The following is a 16,650-nucleotide window of genomic DNA, read 5'->3' on the forward strand; positions in this document are numbered from 1 at the left end:
ATCAGTGCTTTAAAAGTCTAATATTAATTGTCAATGTCTTAACTTAATGACATTGGCTATTTCAGCTTAGACCTTTTTATTTTTCTCTAAAATAAAAAGATTCACTTTGCGTGAATCTTTATCGTTACATACCAGCTTTAATAATTTTCTTTTCGGCCATTTTCTTTCTAAGGGCAAGCATAGCAGTATAAGTAGAAAGAATATAAACCTTCTTAGTTGGTAATTTTTTAATTTCTTCGATTAAACTATCATAATCTGGATTGGTGCTCATTGTACCTGGATCAAAGCCAGCAATTTCTAATCTGAAGCCCATGTCATGCCAACGTTGTCCACCAACCAGAACTTTCTTAATCTTGTCTTTATTTAATCCTTCAAAATCAGCATCCCAAATCCATGATGTATCAATACCATCTGCGTGGTTAGCGTTAAGCAGTGCAACTAAAGAATAATCATCCTTTTCGGTGTTGAGCATGTGTAACACTTCATCAAGTCCAACAGGATTTTTGACCAAGATTAAATCAATATCTTTATTACCGTAATGAATTAATTCTTGACGGCCAAAAATACGCTTGTTTTCTGCAAATGCTTGAGCAACTTCAGCTTCAGTTAAGCCAAAATGACGTGCTACTGAGTAAGCAGCCAAAGCATTATAAATGTTGTAAGTACCACCGATGTTAATAGAGTAATCCTTGTTGCCCATTTGGAATTTCAAACTATTAGGCGTTTGTTCAAGAATGTTATTGACTGTAAAAGTCAAGTCAGGACGGTCGTAGCCACAATTAGGGCAGAAGAAGTCACCTAAGTTTGCGTAAATTCTGCTATGGTAATGCAAAATATGATCACATTTAGGGCAGAGCACACCATCAGTATTAACAGGGGCCTTAAGATCGTTTTCTGGTTTATCATCAGGTAATTTGAAACCGTAGAAAATTTTCTTATTAGGGAGCTCAACTGATGAAAAGATGCTTGCATCGCCGTTAGCAATAATGGTCGCATCAGGTGCTAATTTGATACCATCAACGATTTTGTCGTAGGTCGTATAAATCTCACCGTATCGATCCATCTGATCACGGAAAATATTTGTTAAAACAAATACGCTAGGATGAAGCAACTTAGTTACCATTTTTACGTTAGCTTCATCAACTTCTAGCACCGCAATCTTTCGCTTAACATGTTTATGTTTGTGAGCCAAAAAAGCCGTTACAATTCCTTGCTGCATGTTTGAACCTGATGGGTTAGTTAAAACATCACCGTATTTTTTCTTTAAGGCTTCAACTATTAATGCAGTAGTCATGGTTTTCCCATTAGTACCAGTAACGATTACGGTTTCGTAGCCTTTGGCTAGAGAATTAAGAACGTTTGGATCAATTTTCATAGCAAACTTGCCAGGAAAACTAGTACCACCTTTTAAAACGTTATGTAAAAACCAGTAACTAGACTTTCCCGCAACTTTGGCGATTCCTGATTTAAAACTCATGTTATAATCCCTCACTTTAAAACTATGTTTTAGTTTAGCATAGAGCAGGAATGAAAACGAGGTTTTACTGTTCATTTAGCTACACAAATTTATTTTTTCCTCTATACTATGTTAGGCGAATACTTTTTAAGTAAAAGGGAGGGCCCGGAATGTCGCAATTATTTTTTCGTTATGGTGCAATGAGTAGTGGTAAAACAATAGAAATTTTAAAGGTGGCTCACAATTATGAGGCACAAGGACGAAAAATTGCTTTAATGACGAGCGGACTTGATAATCGTAGTGGTGTTGGTACGGTTGCTTCTAGGATTGGCTTACATCGAAAGGCAATTCCAATTACTGAAGATATGAATTTATTTACATACATCGAAAAGATGAATAGCCATGATCTAGCTGATGGAAAAGGAAAATTGGCTTGTGTTTTAATTGATGAAGCACAGTTTTTGAAAAGACATCATGTTTTGGAATGTGCCAAAATTGTAGATGAATTTAATATCCCAGTAATGGCGTTTGGCTTAAAAAATGATTTTCAGAATCATTTATTTGAAGGCAGTGAAAATTTATTGATTTTTGCTGATAAAATAGAAGAGATGAAAACTATTTGTCATTATTGTGGTCATAAAGCAATAATGAATTTAAGAGTTAATAATGGCAAACCTGTATATGAAGGTGAGCAGGTACAAATTGGTGGCGATGAGAGTTACTATCCAGTTTGTCGCTATCATTATTTTCACCCAGGTATTCAGAGATAGAGAGGACTTTTAATTTATGGATAAAGTAATGGCTCAATTAGAGGGCTTAGTAGCTCATTATGAAGAACTTCAAGAAATGATGGCAGACCCTGAAGTTATTAATGATACTAAGCGTTACATGGAAATTTCTAAAGAAGAAGCCGATTTGCGTGAAGTTGTACAAAAGTACAAGAAATACAAAAAGGATAAGCAAGAAATTGCTGACAATAAAGAAATTATTGCCAGTGAAACAGATTCTGATTTGATCGAAATGGCTAAAGAAGAAAACGCTGAAATTGAAAAGGAAATTCCAGAACTCGAAGATCAAATTAAAATCTTGATGTTGCCAAAGGACCCTAATGATGACAAAGACATCATCATGGAAATTCGTGGTGCCGCTGGTGGTGATGAAGCTTCACTTTTTGCTGGCGATTTGCTTAGAATGTATGAAAAATACGCTGAACGTCAAAACTGGAAGGTTTCGATGATTGATTCAGACCCAACAGAAGTTGGTGGTTATAAGCGTGTTGCCATTATGATTACTGGGGACAAGGTTTATTCAAAATTGAAATATGAAAATGGTGCTCACCGTGTTCAACGTATCCCAGTAACTGAATCCCAAGGTCGTGTTCATACCTCAACTGCTACTGTTGCCGTTATGCCAGAATATGAGCAAGTTGATATTGATATTGATCCTAAAGATATTCGTGTCGATGTTTACCGTTCAAGTGGTGCCGGTGGTCAGCACATTAACAAGACTTCTAGTGCCGTACGTATGACTCACTTACCAACGGGTATCGTAGTTGCTATGCAGGATCAACGTAGTCAACAACAAAACCGTGAAAAAGCTATGCAAATTTTGAAATCTCGTGTTTACGATTATTACGAAAGTCAAAATCAAGCTCAATATGATGCCAAGCGTAAGAGCGCTGTTGGTACAGGGGATCGTTCAGAAAGAATTAGAACCTACAACTATCCTCAAAACCGTGTAACTGATCACCGTATTGGTTTAACTATTAACAAGCTTGATCGAGTAATGAACGGTGAGCTTGACGAAATTATTGATGCATTGATTCTTTATAACCAAACTAAGCAATTAGAGGAGTTGGCTGATCAAAATGCCTAAAACTTTAAAGGAAATTAGAATTAAGGCAGGCGAAACTGCTGAAAATGCTCGCCCTGAAGATATAGATTATGTTTTAGCGGAACGTCTTAATTTGACTCCAAGCGAATTTGAGTTAAAACAAGATATGGTCTTATCTGATGCCCAGTTAAAACAAGCTAATAAAGACATTAAAAAGCTAGCTAAGGGTGTTTCTCCGCAGTATATTTTGGGTTACGCCTGGTTTTTGGGATATAAGATCATGGTACAGCGAGGAGTTTTGATTCCTCGTTTTGAAACCGAAGAACTAGTTGAATGGGCACTTAAGTCGTTAAAGAGCGGCGATAAGGTGCTTGATCTTGGTACTGGTTCGGGATGCATCACTGTTGCTCTTGCTAAAGAGGCAGAGAAAAAGGAAATTAAAGATTTGACCCTTTATGCTAGTGATATTACTGATTCTGCATTAAGAACTAGTGAAGAGAATTTCTTGACTTATGACTTGGATGTAGTAACGCGCAAAGCGAATGTCTTAATTGGATTAGAGAAGTTCGACAAGATTATTTCTAACCCGCCATATATTAAGACAACTGAGAAAAAAGAGATGGATGATAATGTCCTGCAGAATGAACCTAAAGAGGCTCTTTTTGCAGGTAGTGACGGTTTAGATTTTTATAAAAAATTTGCTAAACAGGTTCGTGATCATTTAAATAGTCATGGTGAATTTTTCTTGGAATTTGGTTTCAGTGAAGAAGATCAATTAAAAGAATTATTTGCTAAAGAATTGCCTGATTTTGATATTGAATTTAGAAAAGACATGGCCGGCAAGCCACGCATGATTCATGGAAGGTGGCAAAAATAAAAATTATGGAAACCAAAATTTTTAAAAAAGATCAACTTGATGAAGCTGTTAAATTATTAGCTGAAGGGGAGCTTGTAGCATTTCCTACTGAAACAGTTTATGGTTTAGGCGCTATTGCAACTAAAGAAAAGTCTGTCAAGGGCGTTTATGCCGCAAAAGGTCGCCCTAGTGATAATCCATTGATCGTTACGGTTTCTGATGAAAAAATGATGGAGCGTTATGCAAAGGAAGTGCCTGAAAGAGCTAAGAAATTAATCAAGCATTTTTGGCCAGGTCCATTGACTTTGCTTTTGTTTGTCAAGCCTGGTACGCTTCCAGATGCTGTTACAGGTGGTCTTGATACAGTTGCATTTCGTTGTCCTGACGATCAGTTAACTCATGATTTGATTGCAAAATTGGGTTATCCAATCGTAGGCCCATCTGCTAATACCTCAACTAAGCCAAGTCCAACAACAGCTGAGCATGTTTACCACGATTTGAAAGGTAAGATTGCAGGTATTATTGATGGTGGTCCAACTCGCGTGGGTCTTGAATCAACTATTATTGATTTATCAGTCAAAACTCCAATTGTTCTTCGTCCAGGTGAGATTACGCCAGAAGAACTTAGTGAAGTTTTAGGCGAAAAAGTTTTAATTAATACTGGTAAGGTTGCAGATAAAGATGTGCCGAAGGCTCCAGGTATGAAGTATCGCCACTATGCTCCAAGTGAACCAGTGATCGTAGTAGATGATCCCGCTGACTTTAGTCAAATTGACTTTAATGATAAAACGGGTGTTGCCGCACTGGGTTCAGTTTTGGATCAAATTGATTTGCCAGATGAAAACAAGTTTAATTTAGGTAAGAACTTAGTTGATGCTGATCATAATTTATTTGGCGGATTACGTTATTTTGACGATAAAGACGACATCGCCACAATTTATGTTCAAGGTTTTGATGAAGGCGAAGAAAGTTTGGCTTACATGAATCGTTTGAACAAAGCTGCTGGTGGACATCATTTTAATAAATAAAAAATAAACGCAAAGGGGTTTAAACCCTTTGCGTTTTTGATTAAAATATTTATGATCAGATTATTTGTTATAGGAGGCATATATGGGAAAGTTTGTAGTTTTGGATCATCCATTGATTCAACACAAATTAACTATCATTCGTCGTAAGGACACAGGTTCAAATGAATTTCGTAGAATTGTTGGCGAAATTGGTGGGTTAATGACCTATGAAATTACGAGAGATTTACCACTTGAAGATGTTGAAATTGAAACACCAATGGGTAAAACTGTCCAAAAAGAAATTGCTGGTAAGAAATTGACAATTGTGCCAATTTTACGTGCTGGTATCGGGATGCTTAATGGTGTTCTTGATATGGTACCATCAGCTAAAATTGCGGTCATCGGCATGTATCGTGATGAAAAAACTTTGAAGCCACATGAATACTTCTTCAAGGCTCCAAAGGATATTGCTGAACGTGAATGTTTAGTTGTTGATCCAATGCTTGCAACTGGTGGTTCAGCAAATGATGCCATTGCTGCATTAAAGAAGCGCGGCGTTAAAGAAATCAAGTTAGCAGTTTTAGTAGCGGCTCCAGAAGGAATCAAGGCTGTTCAAGAAGCTAACCCAGATGTTGATATTTACGCAGCTGCTGAAGATGAAAAGTTGATGGATAACGGCTACATCTTCCCAGGTTTGGGTGATGCTGGTGACCGATTATTCGGAACTAAGTAAACCCTTTTTCGTAAAAATATTTATTAGAATACGCTTTCATGTTACACAAAAGAATTTTTTGGTGTTAAGATGATTTACGTGTTCGAGTTTAATTCAACACGAGAAGGGAGGTCACGAAGTAATGGAGAAATCATTTGTTTTTAAATTCATGGGCTTGAATTTTGATCTTACTGGGATCATCGGTTCAACGCTAATGGCTTTAGCAGTTTTTCTTATCTGCCTTTGGCTTGCAAGAAAAGTTGAAATGAAACCTAACAAAAGACAAAATGTTTTTGAATATTTACTCGATTTTACTAACGGTATCGTCAAAGATAATGTTAGTGATGTAGATGCGCAAAAACACCTATCTTTATATGCACTTGTTTTATTTCTTTTCATTTGGTTTATGAACCAATTGGGTATGTTTATGGAAGTCAAAGTTGATGATTGGGTCTTTATCAAGTCACCAACTGCTGATCCAGTAGCGACAATGTCGTTTGCAATGATGACCTTGCTTCTATCGTTCACATTCGGCGTACAAAGATTTGGTGTTGGCGGCTATTTAAAGAATTATACGCAGCCAGTTGGTTTTATGCTCCCAATTAACATTATTGAAGAGTTTACCAATTTCTTAACCTTATCATTACGTTTATATGGGAACATTTATGCTGGTGAAGTTTTGCTTACATTAATTGGTAATGATCTAGCACATGCTGGTGGACCATTTACATTGATTCTAGCAGCTCCATTAGCCATGATTTGGCAAGGTTTCTCTGTCTTCATTGGCTCTATCCAGGCATATGTTTTCGTAACTTTATCAATGGTTTACATTGGTAAGAAAGTTACTACAGAATAAATTTTGGAGGTATAAATTTATGTCAGAAGCTTTTAAATACCTTGCTGCATCCATCGCAGCTGGTTTGGCAGCTTTAGCTGCTTCATTGGGTAACGGTAAAGTTATTTCAAAAACTCTTGAAGGTATGGCTCGTCAACCTGAAAGTGCAGGTAACTTAAGAGCAACAATGTTTATCGGTGTTGGTTTGATCGAAGCCGTTCCTATTTTGGCTATCGTTGTTGCCTTCTTGATTCTTTTCCTTTAATAAAATTTTTAAAACTAAAGGATTTAAGTATTAAAGAGAGAAGGGCAGTAAATGACTATTCAAACATTATTTGCAGCCTCACATCATATTTACCTAGGTAATGCACTTTGGTATTTAATTTGTTTTGCCATATTGATGTTATTGGTCAAGCACTTTGCTTGGGGTCCAGTATCAGAAATGATGGAAAAGCGGCGGCAAAAAGTTATTAATGACTTGGATTCAGCTGCAAGTGATCGCAAAAAGGCTGAAACGCTTGCTAACGAGCGTGAAGCTGCCTTGAAGAACTCAAGACAAGAAGCAACACAGATTCTCTCTGACGCTAAAGCTAATGCGCAAAAAACTGGCAAAGAAATCGTAGCAAGTGCGAATGAAGATGCTGCAGCAATTCGTAAGAAGGCAAATGAAGAAGCCACTAAGGCTAAATCAGATGCATTGAATTCTGCACGTGATCAAGTTGCTGATATTTCTGTAGCTATTGCTGAAAAGGTAATTGCTAAGAATTTATCTGCTGAAGACCAAAAAGATTTAGTCGACCAATTTATTAAGGGGTTGGATGATTAATGGCTTTAAGTAGAGAAGAAGTAGCTGCACGCTACGGTGCCGCTTTGTTCGGCTATGCGCAAGATAATAAAGTACTTGATAGCGTTTATGATGAAATGGTGGAGTTAAAAAAGGCAGTAGTTGCCACTCCTCAAGTCATCAACGTTTTAAGTGATCCTATCTTAAACAGTAAGGATAAAAAAGATTTTTTAACTGCTATTGAAAAAGATTTTTCAAAAGAAGTACAAGGCTTTTTAAATTTGCTGCTTGAATATGATCGTTTTGCATACTTGGTCGATATTATTGATCAATTTGTTGTACTTTATGATGATAAAAACAAGATCGCATCTGGTACTGCAACTACAGCAGTGAAGTTGGATGATGATCAACTTAAGCGTTTAGGTGATGGTTTCGCTAAGAAATATAACTTAAATGCTGTGCGTCTTGAGAATAAAGTTGATCCAAGTATTTTAGGCGGCGTGATTCTTCAAGTGAAGGATCGCGTGATTGATGGATCAGTTAAAAATAAGCTGAAGAAGATCCGTGCGCAAATAATTGATGAAAATTAAAAGAGGTGAAACCATTGAGCATTAAAGCGGAAGAAATTAGCTCCTTGATCAAGCAGCAACTTGAACATTACGACGACAAGCTCGACATTAACGAAGTTGGTGTTGTAACTTACGTTGGTGATGGTATCGCCCGGGCTCACGGACTTAATAATGCATTAGCCGGTGAGTTGTTAAAATTTGATAACGGTTCATACGGTATTGCTCAAAACCTTGATGCTAGTGATGTTGGTATCATTATCCTAGGTAAATTTGACGATATTCGTGAAGGCGACCGTGTTCAAAGAACTGGTCGAATTATGTCAGTTCCTGTTGGTGACGCCTTAATCGGTAGAGTAGTTAACCCATTGGGTCAACCTGTTGACGGTTTAGGTGAAATTAAGGCTGATAAGACGCGTCCTATTGAAGAAAAGGCTCCAGGGGTTATGGACCGTCAATCAGTTAATCAACCACTTCAAACTGGTATTAAGGCTATCGATGCCTTAGTTCCAATTGGTCGTGGACAGCGTGAATTGATTATTGGTGACCGTAAAACTGGTAAGACTAGTTTAGCCATCGATACAATTCTTAACCAAAAGAACCAAGATGTAATTTGTATTTATGTTGCTATTGGTCAAAAGGAATCAACCGTTAGAACTCAAGTAGAAACTTTAAAGCGTTTCGGAGCAATGGATTATACCATTGTTGTTGAAGCGGGCCCAAGTGAACCAGCACCAATGCTTTACATTGCACCATATGCTGGTACTGCTATGGGTGAGGAATTTATGTACAATGGCAAGGATGTATTAATCGTATTTGACGACCTATCAAAACAAGCCGTCGCTTATCGTGAACTTTCCTTGCTTCTCCGTCGTCCGCCTGGTCGTGAAGCTTACCCAGGTGACGTCTTCTACTTACACTCACGTTTGCTAGAACGTAGTGCTAAGTTGAGTGACAAGCTTGGCGGTGGATCTTTGACTGCATTGCCAATTATCCAAACCGAAGCGGGAGACATTTCTGCATATATTCCAACCAACGTAATTTCTATTACTGATGGTCAGATTTTCTTACAAAGTGATTTGTTCTTTGCTGGTACTCGTCCAGCCATTGATGCTGGTAACTCAGTTTCTCGTGTTGGTGGTAACGCCCAGATTAAGGCTATGAAGAAAGTTGCTGGTACTTTACGTACTGACCTTGCTGCTTTCCGTGAACTTGAAAGTTTCGCTCAATTTGGTAGTGATCTTGATCAAGCCACTCAAGCTAAGCTGAATAGAGGTCAAAGAACTGTTGAAGTATTGAAGCAACCACTTCATGATCCTATTCCAGTTGAGAAACAAGTTTTGATTCTTTATGCTTTGACTCACGGCTATCTTGATTCTATTCCAGTTGAAGACATTAGTCGCTTCCAAAATGAATTGTTTGATAACTTTGACAGCAGCCATGCTGACTTGCTCAAGATAATTCGTGAAACTGGTAAATTGCCAGATGATAAGAAGTTGTCAGCAGCTATTGAGGAATTTAGTGAGAGCTTTGCACCAAGTGAGAAATAGGAGGTAGAATATGCCTGCATCTTTACTTGAGTTGAAGAAGAAAATTGCTTCAGTTAAACAAACTGGTAAAATCACAGAAGCTATGCGAATGGTTTCTGCATCAAAGTTAAACCAAACCGAAGATCGTGATAAAGGTTACACCATTTATAACGATCATGTTCGTAAGACTATTTCTCGCTTGATTAGTTCACAGGTGGTAGATAGCTTGCGCGATCAAGACGTATCAATTGATAAGAGAAATATTGCCAAGATCGATTACACTGATGTATTCGGTTTAGGTATTACAGCTGATATGATTCAACCACGAAAGAATATTAAGTCTACTGGCTTTTTAGTAGTAAGTGGTGATCGTGGTTTGGTAGGTTCTTATAATAGTAATGTTATTAAGAACATGATGGGAATCTTTGAAGATGAACGTGCACAAGGTCATGAAGTTAAAGTCTTGGCTGTAGGTTCAGTTGGAGCCCAATTTTTCAAGAAGAACAACGTTAATGTTGTTTACGAGAAAAATGGTGTGTCCGATGTCCCAACTTTTGATGAAGTTTTGCCAATCGTTTCAACAGCAATCAAGATGTTTTTGAACGGTGTGTTTGATCAACTTTATGTATGTTATACGCACCATGTAAACTCATTATCATCTGCATTTCGTGTTGAAAAGATGTTACCAATTGTCGATTTAGATATTGGTGTTAAAGAAGCTGAAGCACATAAAGAATTAGAATATGATATTGAACCAGATCCTAATAGAGTGTTAATGAAGTTGTTACCACAGTATGCGCGTTCAACCATTTATGGTGCTATTTTGGATGCAAAGACTGCAGAGCATGCTAGTTCAATGACAGCTATGCAGAGTGCAACTGATAATGCTAAGGATTTAGTTTCAAATTTAACTACGAAATTAAATCGTGCTAGACAGGCACAAATTACTACTGAAATTACTGAAATTATCAGTGGTGCAAATGCCTTAGAGTAATAAAGAAAAGGAGGTAGATGTTTTGAGTGAAGGTGAAATCGTTCAAGTAATCGGCCCAGTTGTCGATGTAAAATTCCCAATCGATAAGAATTTGCCTGATATTAACAATGCCTTGCGTGTAATTAAATCCGAGAATGAAAGTATTGTTCTTGAAGTTACAGTTGAGCTTGGTGATGGTGTCTTAAGAACGATTGCCATGGAATCTACCGATGGTCTTCGACGTGGTATGAAAGTTGAAGATACTGGTGGCCCAATCTCAGTTCCTGTTGGGGAAGATACTTTAGGTCGTGTATTCAACGTTTTAGGTCAACCAATTGATGGTGGCCCAGAATTCTCAAAGGATCACCCTCGTGAAAGCATCCATAAGGAAGCACCTAAGTATGAAGATTTGACTACTAGTCGTGAAATTCTTGAAACTGGTATCAAGGTTATCGACTTGCTTGAACCATACGTTCGTGGTGGTAAAGTTGGTTTGTTCGGTGGTGCCGGTGTTGGTAAGACCACTATTATTCAGGAATTGATTCACAACATCGCTCAAGAACACGGTGGTATTTCCGTATTTACTGGTGTTGGTGAAAGAACTCGTGAAGGTAACGACCTTTACTTCGAAATGAAAGCTTCAGGCGTTTTAAGTAAAACTGCCATGGTATTTGGTCAGATGAACGAGCCGCCTGGTGCCAGAATGCGTGTTGCGTTAACTGGTTTGACTCTTGCCGAGTACTTTAGAGATGTTGAAGGTCAAGATGTTTTGCTCTTTATCGACAACATTTTCCGGTTTACTCAGGCCGGTTCAGAAGTTTCAGCTTTGCTTGGTCGTATGCCAAGTGCCGTTGGTTACCAGCCAACTTTGGCAACTGAAATGGGACAATTGCAGGAAAGAATTACTTCTACTAAGAAGGGTTCAATTACTTCAATTCAAGCCGTTTATGTTCCTGCTGATGACTATACCGACCCAGCTCCATCAACCACATTCGCACACTTGGATGCTACTACTAACTTGGAACGTAGTTTGGTTGAACAAGGTATTTATCCAGCCGTTGACCCACTTGAATCAACTTCAAGTGCCCTTGACCCTGAAGTTGTTGGTCAAGAACACTACGAAGTTGCTACTCGTGTTCAACATGTTTTGCAACGTTACCACGAATTGCAAGATATTATTTCTGTTTTAGGTATGGATGAATTATCTGATGAAGAAAAATTGATCGTTGCACGTGCACGTAAAGTTCAATTCTTCTTGTCACAAAACTTCTTTGTTGCTGAACAGTTTACTGGTGTGCCAGGTTCATATGTTCCAATTAAGGAAACCATTAAGGGCTTTAAGCTTATCTTAGATGGTCATCTTGATGACTTACCAGAAGATTCGTTCCGTGGTGTTGGTCCAATTGAAGATGTTTTGAAGAAAGCACAAGAAATGGGCGTAACTCCAAGTGATCCAGAAGCTAAAGCATTACTAGAAAAGTAGGGTGATGTCCAATGGCAGATCCAGAAAAGCTTTTTAAAGTAAATGTTGTAACTCCTAATGGAATGGTTTATTCACATCGTGGAAGCATCGTTGATGTACGTGCTATAGATGGTGAACGTTCAATAATGTATAATCACGTACCCTTGCTTACCCCATTAGTAATTAGTGAGGTCAAGGTTAAACGTAGTCGTGAAATGAATTCAAGAATTGATCACATCGCTATTAGTGGTGGGTATATTGAATTTTCTAATAACGTGGCTACAATTATTGCGGATAGTGCTGAACGTGCTAGAAACATTGATGTATCTCGTGCTCAAGCCGCTAAGGAAAGAGCCGAGAAGCGTTTGAAGGAAGCACGTGAAAAGCATGATGAGCGTACTCTTGAACGTGCTGAAGTTGCTTTAAGACGAGCAATGAACAGAATTAGTGTTTACAACACTAAAGGTCACTAAAAGAGATAAAAAGACGAATGCAGATTTTGCATCCGTCTTTTTTATTAATAAAGGAAAAGAATATGTTTCAATTAGGCGTTCATGCCATTATTAGTATAATAATTTATTTGATTGCAATTGGATTATCTTTTCAGGCAATGAAGGCTGTGCAGCTAGAAAAAATAATTCGTAAAGGACATGTGTTTGAAACGCAATTATTATATTTATTTCTTGCTATTGCATTGGGCTTTTTAGTTGGTAATTTTGTAATTACATTTATCGATACTTCGATGCAATTAGGTAATTTGTTTTAAAGATTGTGTTAAAACAGGGACAGTAAAGGAAACTCTTATTTATTTATGGTAAAATGGACGATGAATAATTATGGAGGGTTATTGTGGCACGAGATATAGGAATTGATTTAGGAACAGCTAATGTACTAATCAATGTCTCTGGAAAAGGGATTGTTTTAAATGAACCATCTGTAGTCGCTGTTAATACTGATACAAATAAAGTAGTAGCAGTTGGCTCAGAGGCATATGAAATGGTAGGAAGAACCCCAGGTAATATTCGCGTAATTCGCCCCTTGAAGAACGGTGTAATTGCGGACTTCGATATTACAGAGGAAATGCTGTCATACTTTATTGAAAAATTAAATGTAAAAGGTTTTATGTCTAAGCCTAATATTTTAATCTGTGCTCCTACAGGAGTTACTTCGATTGAACAAAAGGCTATTATTCAAGCAGCAGAAAAATCAGGTGGCGGTAAGGTTTACCTTGATTTTGAACCTAAGGTAGCTGCAGTAGGTGCAGGACTTGATATTTTTAAACCACAAGGTAATATGGTTATTGATATCGGTGGTGGTACTACTGATATTGCTGTCTTGTCCATGGGGGAAATTGTTACCTCACGTTCACTTCGCTACGCTGGTGATCGTATGAATCAAGCGGTTATTAGCTATATTAAGAATAAACATAATTTATTGATCGGTTCAAGAACTGCTGAACAAATCAAGATTGAAATCGGTAGTGCATTTGAACCTGATGAAGATCAACAAATTAAGGTTCGTGGTCGTGATGTAGTTGATGGCTTACCTAGACAAACTACAGTTACTGCCCCTGAAATTCAGCATGCTTTGCAAGATGGTCTTATGTCAATCATTGCAGCAGCTAAAGAAGTATTGGAAACTACGCCACCAGAACTTTCAGCTGATATCATTGATCGTGGTATCATGCTTACTGGTGGTGGAGCATTATTGAAGAATATTGATAAGTTGATATCATATTACTTGCAGGTCCCAGTTTTAACAGCCGACCATCCTTTGGAAGCTGTAGCCTTAGGTACTGGTACTTTGCTTAAGAATATTGAAAAACATCAACGACACTAAGTGAGGAGATTACTTGCGAAAGATTTTGATTTTTATCGTACGTATTTATCAGACTCTAATTTCGCCATTATTTCCACCGAGTTGTAGGTATTATCCTACGTGCTCTAGTTATATGATTGATGCTTTGAAAAAACATGGACCAATTTTAGGGCTAATTATGGGAATTAGTCGTATACTAAGATGTAACCCATTTATACGCGGTGGGGTGGACCCAGTTCCTGATAATTTTACTGTTTTTCGAAATCCACATCCTGAGAGATACGAAGATGAAATTATAGCATCTAAGTTTCACCCGGATAGCAAGTAGGAGGATTTATGTCTAAAAAGTTAGAAAATATTGATATTGAAGTTAATGAACTTAAGGGTAAGAATTTACCAACTTGGGAAGTTATTATTCCTAACAAGAAGTCCATTGGTTTAATCGAAAAAGTTGAAGGTCGTTATCGCGCTACTACGACTAAGAGTAGCAATGTATTATTTGCTAACAGTCTAGAAAGCAGTATTAATGACTTACTTTCATACTTTACATTGCATGAAAAATAAAATATAAGTAGTGATTATTTAATGGCAAAAGTTGAAAACAAAACAAGTCTAATTGACCGATTAGCATGGAATATAATTATTCCTGTGGCGTTATTGGCATTAATCAGTCTATATTGTATCTATATAGCTGCACTTGGAGATCCAAGTCACATTGGTTCACCTGTTAAAGCTGTAGTTATGCAAGCATTATGGTATTTGATTTCTATTGTAATTGTTGTAATTGTAATGCAGTTTGATGCAGAGCAATTATTTAAGATAGCACCAATATTTTTCGGAATAGGAATATTCTTGTTAATAGCGGTTTTGTTCTTCTATAATCGTAGTGTTGCAGCGGATACTGGGGCAAAGAGTTGGTTCAAGTTAGGACCTGTTACTTTTCAGCCATCTGAAATAATGAAGCCAGCATTTATCTTGATGTTGGCACGCGTAGTTAAGGATCATAATGATAAATATGGTCATACCATTAAATCAGATTGGCTATTGTTAGGTAAAATAGTTGCATGGCTTGCACCCGTAGCGATTTTATTAAAGTTGCAGAACGACTTTGGTACTATGCTAGTATTTATCGCAATTGTTGGTGGTGTAGTTTTAGTTTCTGGTATATCGTGGAAGATTATTGTTCCCCTATATGGAATAGTCATCATTGGAGCAATTGCAGTTATTCTAATGGTGGTAACGCCAGGTGGGCAAGCGTTTTTAAGTCATTTCTTTCAAGCATATCAGTTTGAAAGAATTAAGTCTTGGCTTAATCCATCAGGTGATACATCATCAGGTGCCTACCAGTTATGGCAAAGTATGAAGGCAATTGGGTCAGGACAACTTTTTGGTAATGGCTTTGGTAAAGCAAGCGTATATGTGCCAGTTCGCGGGTCTGACATGGTTTTCTCCGTAATTGGAGAGAATTTTGGCTTTGTAGGCTGTGTAAGTTTGATTTTAATTTATTTATACCTGATTATTCAAATGGTTAAAATTTCATTTAATACTAGAAATGCATTTTATTCATACATTTCTACGGGTGTTATTATGATGATTTTATTCCACGTATTTGAAAATATTGGTATGAACATTGATTTATTACCATTGACTGGTATTCCCTTACCATTTGTTTCTCAAGGTGGTTCAGCCTTGGTAGGGAACATGATTGGTATTGGTTTGATTTTATCAATGAAATTCCATAGTCGAGACTACATGTTTAGCACCGCTGGTGATTTCTAGAATATAAATAAAAGAGGTATTTAAGCTTAAAAACTTAAATACCTTTTTTGATTAATAATATAAAAATTAGCCTTCTAACGCATTAGCAATTTCTTTAGCACGACATACTAAAACATCACATTTAGCAGTTCTAGTTACGTATTCTGTAACACTACCAATTAATAAACGTTCTACTGCGTTTAAACCAGTTGCACCAACAACGATTAAGTCAATATTGTGTTTCTTAGGGAAATCATGACCAATGATTGTCTTAGGTGAACCAAATTCGATTGAATAATGAGAATCAGTAACACCGGCCTTGTTAGCACGTGCTTGGTAATCCTTCATTCTCTTTTCAGCATCTTTAGAAACTTGTTCTACCATTGCTGAGTCAAAACTTGAAACATTTTGGAAAGAACGAGTATCGATGACATGTAAGATCTCTAATGTAGCATGATTACGCTTGGCAATAGAAACTGCCTTGCTGAAAGCTAAATCGGCTTCTTTAGAACCATCAACGGAAACTTGAATATTCTTATATTGTGAAAGCATTTTCTAAACACCTCTTCCTGATATCTATTTTACCAAAATTTCATCTATTATTAGAAGGTTTATATTTTTATTTTTTGGAATCTGTAATTAAAAGACTAAAGGTCAAAATGGTTAGAGAGGCAAGGAATAGTGTGATCAAGTTAAGATATTTATTATCCATAAATAAAATGATAATTCCGATTGCGCTCTCTGCGATCAAAGCAATAGAAGTCCATTTTAAAATGTTGGTTAGGTGAGGATTACCGCCTACGTCATAGATTAAAAAATGGCCATTTCGTCTGTGCCACATATACCAAGCAGTTAAAAGCAAGAGTAGAATAAAAACAATCATTACAATTTTAATTATCATTTATTTTAACCTCATTACATAAAAAGACGGCCATTTAAGACCGCCTTTCCTAATATTCAAAAGAAATCCGAGTTGACTAAACAAAGCATAATGACGCTTGTTGAACCCGCAGTGTTCAAAATTTGAGCTAACATCGCAGCGAATATGGATCCTGTGACAA

21 protein-coding genes are annotated in these 16,650 nt (G+C 37.2%); 18 read left to right on the forward strand and 3 right to left on the reverse strand.

Annotated elements, in window-relative coordinates:
* Positions 1 to 124: 124 nt before the first annotated feature.
* Complete coding sequence (locus CP368_RS03810; RefSeq protein ID WP_087175744.1) at positions 125 to 1,477, reverse strand: Mur ligase family protein; 1,353 nt, start codon at positions 1,475 to 1,477, stop codon at positions 125 to 127.
* A gap of 149 nt (positions 1,478 to 1,626) precedes the next feature.
* Here CP368_RS03810 and CP368_RS03815 point away from each other — a divergent pair, with 149 nt between their 5' ends.
* The 18 genes from CP368_RS03815 (at position 1,627) to CP368_RS03900 (ending at position 15,610) form a co-directional block, all read left to right on the forward strand.
* Positions 1,627 to 2,226 carry a thymidine kinase gene (locus CP368_RS03815; RefSeq protein ID WP_087175745.1) on the forward strand — a complete coding sequence of 200 codons (600 nt, stop codon included), beginning with the start codon at positions 1,627 to 1,629 and terminating at the stop codon, positions 2,224 to 2,226.
* Between the two features lie 16 nt (positions 2,227 to 2,242).
* Positions 2,243 to 3,331, forward strand: a complete 1,089-nt coding sequence (gene prfA / locus CP368_RS03820) for a peptide chain release factor 1 (RefSeq protein WP_098045767.1) — start codon at positions 2,243 to 2,245, stop codon at positions 3,329 to 3,331.
* Positions 3,324 to 4,166: a peptide chain release factor N(5)-glutamine methyltransferase gene (gene prmC, locus CP368_RS03825; protein ID WP_098045768.1), complete on the forward strand. Its 843-nt coding sequence runs from the start codon at positions 3,324 to 3,326 to the stop codon at positions 4,164 to 4,166. Before prfA ends, prmC begins: the two co-directional genes overlap by 8 nt.
* Before the next feature lie 5 nt (positions 4,167 to 4,171).
* Positions 4,172 to 5,173 carry an L-threonylcarbamoyladenylate synthase gene (locus CP368_RS03830; protein WP_025005101.1) on the forward strand — a complete coding sequence of 334 codons (1,002 nt, stop codon included), beginning with the start codon at positions 4,172 to 4,174 and terminating at the stop codon, positions 5,171 to 5,173.
* 82 nt (positions 5,174 to 5,255) lie between these two features.
* Positions 5,256 to 5,885, forward strand: a complete 630-nt coding sequence (gene upp / locus CP368_RS03835) for a uracil phosphoribosyltransferase (RefSeq protein ID WP_025005100.1) — start codon at positions 5,256 to 5,258, stop codon at positions 5,883 to 5,885.
* A gap of 121 nt (positions 5,886 to 6,006) precedes the next feature.
* On the forward strand, positions 6,007 to 6,720 hold the full coding sequence (gene atpB / locus CP368_RS03840; RefSeq protein WP_025005099.1) for a F0F1 ATP synthase subunit A: 714 nt from the start codon (positions 6,007 to 6,009) through the stop codon (positions 6,718 to 6,720).
* Positions 6,721 to 6,739: 19 nt separating this feature from the next.
* Positions 6,740 to 6,964 carry a F0F1 ATP synthase subunit C gene (gene atpE, locus CP368_RS03845; RefSeq protein ID WP_005718768.1) on the forward strand — a complete coding sequence of 75 codons (225 nt, stop codon included), beginning with the start codon at positions 6,740 to 6,742 and terminating at the stop codon, positions 6,962 to 6,964.
* 51 nt (positions 6,965 to 7,015) lie between these two features.
* On the forward strand, positions 7,016 to 7,525 hold the full coding sequence (atpF, locus tag CP368_RS03850) for a F0F1 ATP synthase subunit B (protein ID WP_025005098.1): 510 nt from the start codon (positions 7,016 to 7,018) through the stop codon (positions 7,523 to 7,525).
* On the forward strand, positions 7,525 to 8,073 hold the full coding sequence (locus CP368_RS03855; protein WP_025005097.1) for a F0F1 ATP synthase subunit delta: 549 nt from the start codon (positions 7,525 to 7,527) through the stop codon (positions 8,071 to 8,073). Before atpF ends, CP368_RS03855 begins: the two co-directional genes overlap by 1 nt.
* A gap of 14 nt (positions 8,074 to 8,087) precedes the next feature.
* Positions 8,088 to 9,599: a F0F1 ATP synthase subunit alpha gene (gene atpA / locus CP368_RS03860; protein ID WP_025005096.1), complete on the forward strand. Its 1,512-nt coding sequence runs from the start codon at positions 8,088 to 8,090 to the stop codon at positions 9,597 to 9,599.
* Between the two features lie 10 nt (positions 9,600 to 9,609).
* Positions 9,610 to 10,572, forward strand: a complete 963-nt coding sequence (locus tag CP368_RS03865; RefSeq protein WP_087175749.1) for a F0F1 ATP synthase subunit gamma — start codon at positions 9,610 to 9,612, stop codon at positions 10,570 to 10,572.
* Positions 10,573 to 10,594: 22 nt separating this feature from the next.
* Complete coding sequence (atpD, locus tag CP368_RS03870; RefSeq protein WP_087175750.1) at positions 10,595 to 12,034, forward strand: F0F1 ATP synthase subunit beta; 1,440 nt, start codon at positions 10,595 to 10,597, stop codon at positions 12,032 to 12,034.
* An 11-nt stretch (positions 12,035 to 12,045) separates the two neighbouring features.
* Positions 12,046 to 12,486: a F0F1 ATP synthase subunit epsilon gene (locus CP368_RS03875; protein ID WP_087175751.1), complete on the forward strand. Its 441-nt coding sequence runs from the start codon at positions 12,046 to 12,048 to the stop codon at positions 12,484 to 12,486.
* A gap of 62 nt (positions 12,487 to 12,548) precedes the next feature.
* Positions 12,549 to 12,779, forward strand: a complete 231-nt coding sequence (locus CP368_RS03880; RefSeq protein WP_098036573.1) for a DUF1146 family protein — start codon at positions 12,549 to 12,551, stop codon at positions 12,777 to 12,779.
* A gap of 83 nt (positions 12,780 to 12,862) precedes the next feature.
* Positions 12,863 to 13,852, forward strand: coding sequence for a rod shape-determining protein (locus CP368_RS03885; RefSeq protein WP_025005092.1), 990 nt, complete (start codon positions 12,863 to 12,865; stop codon positions 13,850 to 13,852).
* A 13-nt stretch (positions 13,853 to 13,865) separates the two neighbouring features.
* Positions 13,866 to 14,159, forward strand: coding sequence for a membrane protein insertion efficiency factor YidD (yidD, locus tag CP368_RS03890; RefSeq protein ID WP_025005091.1), 294 nt, complete (start codon positions 13,866 to 13,868; stop codon positions 14,157 to 14,159).
* A gap of 8 nt (positions 14,160 to 14,167) precedes the next feature.
* Positions 14,168 to 14,395, forward strand: a complete 228-nt coding sequence (locus CP368_RS03895; protein ID WP_025005090.1) for a DUF2969 domain-containing protein — start codon at positions 14,168 to 14,170, stop codon at positions 14,393 to 14,395.
* 21 nt (positions 14,396 to 14,416) lie between these two features.
* Positions 14,417 to 15,610 carry an FtsW/RodA/SpoVE family cell cycle protein gene (locus CP368_RS03900; RefSeq protein WP_098045769.1) on the forward strand — a complete coding sequence of 398 codons (1,194 nt, stop codon included), beginning with the start codon at positions 14,417 to 14,419 and terminating at the stop codon, positions 15,608 to 15,610.
* A 66-nt stretch (positions 15,611 to 15,676) separates the two neighbouring features.
* Here CP368_RS03900 and CP368_RS03905 read toward each other — a convergent pair whose 3' ends face one another.
* The gene (locus CP368_RS03905) at positions 15,677 to 16,141 is read right to left on the reverse strand and encodes a universal stress protein (RefSeq protein WP_087363670.1); all 465 of its coding nucleotides are present in this window, start codon (positions 16,139 to 16,141) and stop codon (positions 15,677 to 15,679) included.
* A 67-nt stretch (positions 16,142 to 16,208) separates the two neighbouring features.
* Entirely contained in the window at positions 16,209 to 16,490 is a 282-nt protein-coding gene (locus tag CP368_RS03910) for a hypothetical protein (RefSeq protein ID WP_025005089.1), read from the reverse strand.
* Between the last annotated feature and the right edge of the window lie 160 nt (positions 16,491 to 16,650).

Source organism: Lactobacillus sp. UMNPBX17, assembly GCF_002553735.1.
Taxonomy (GTDB): domain Bacteria; phylum Bacillota; class Bacilli; order Lactobacillales; family Lactobacillaceae; genus Lactobacillus; species Lactobacillus gallinarum.

What these genes read in the sequence shown, in the direction of transcription:
- CP368_RS03910 (WP_025005089.1), bottom strand. Translation starts at nt 16,490, where the DNA reads ATGATAATTAAAATTGTAATGATTGTTTTTATTCTACTCTTGCTTTTA.
- CP368_RS03810 (WP_087175744.1), bottom strand. Translation starts at nt 1,477, where the DNA reads ATGAGTTTTAAATCAGGAATCGCCAAAGTTGCGGGAAAGTCTAGTTAC.
- atpF (WP_025005098.1), top strand. Translation starts at nt 7,016, where the DNA reads ATGACTATTCAAACATTATTTGCAGCCTCACATCATATTTACCTAGGT.
- atpB (WP_025005099.1), top strand. Translation starts at nt 6,007, where the DNA reads ATGGAGAAATCATTTGTTTTTAAATTCATGGGCTTGAATTTTGATCTT.
- prfA (WP_098045767.1), top strand. Translation starts at nt 2,243, where the DNA reads ATGGATAAAGTAATGGCTCAATTAGAGGGCTTAGTAGCTCATTATGAA.
- CP368_RS03880 (WP_098036573.1), top strand. Translation starts at nt 12,549, where the DNA reads ATGTTTCAATTAGGCGTTCATGCCATTATTAGTATAATAATTTATTTG.
- CP368_RS03895 (WP_025005090.1), top strand. Translation starts at nt 14,168, where the DNA reads ATGTCTAAAAAGTTAGAAAATATTGATATTGAAGTTAATGAACTTAAG.
- CP368_RS03865 (WP_087175749.1), top strand. Translation starts at nt 9,610, where the DNA reads ATGCCTGCATCTTTACTTGAGTTGAAGAAGAAAATTGCTTCAGTTAAA.
- upp (WP_025005100.1), top strand. Translation starts at nt 5,256, where the DNA reads ATGGGAAAGTTTGTAGTTTTGGATCATCCATTGATTCAACACAAATTA.
- CP368_RS03855 (WP_025005097.1), top strand. Translation starts at nt 7,525, where the DNA reads ATGGCTTTAAGTAGAGAAGAAGTAGCTGCACGCTACGGTGCCGCTTTG.
- CP368_RS03900 (WP_098045769.1), top strand. Translation starts at nt 14,417, where the DNA reads ATGGCAAAAGTTGAAAACAAAACAAGTCTAATTGACCGATTAGCATGG.
- atpE (WP_005718768.1), top strand. Translation starts at nt 6,740, where the DNA reads ATGTCAGAAGCTTTTAAATACCTTGCTGCATCCATCGCAGCTGGTTTG.
- CP368_RS03875 (WP_087175751.1), top strand. Translation starts at nt 12,046, where the DNA reads ATGGCAGATCCAGAAAAGCTTTTTAAAGTAAATGTTGTAACTCCTAAT.
- CP368_RS03905 (WP_087363670.1), bottom strand. Translation starts at nt 16,141, where the DNA reads ATGCTTTCACAATATAAGAATATTCAAGTTTCCGTTGATGGTTCTAAA.
- CP368_RS03830 (WP_025005101.1), top strand. Translation starts at nt 4,172, where the DNA reads ATGGAAACCAAAATTTTTAAAAAAGATCAACTTGATGAAGCTGTTAAA.
- CP368_RS03815 (WP_087175745.1), top strand. Translation starts at nt 1,627, where the DNA reads ATGTCGCAATTATTTTTTCGTTATGGTGCAATGAGTAGTGGTAAAACA.
- prmC (WP_098045768.1), top strand. Translation starts at nt 3,324, where the DNA reads ATGCCTAAAACTTTAAAGGAAATTAGAATTAAGGCAGGCGAAACTGCT.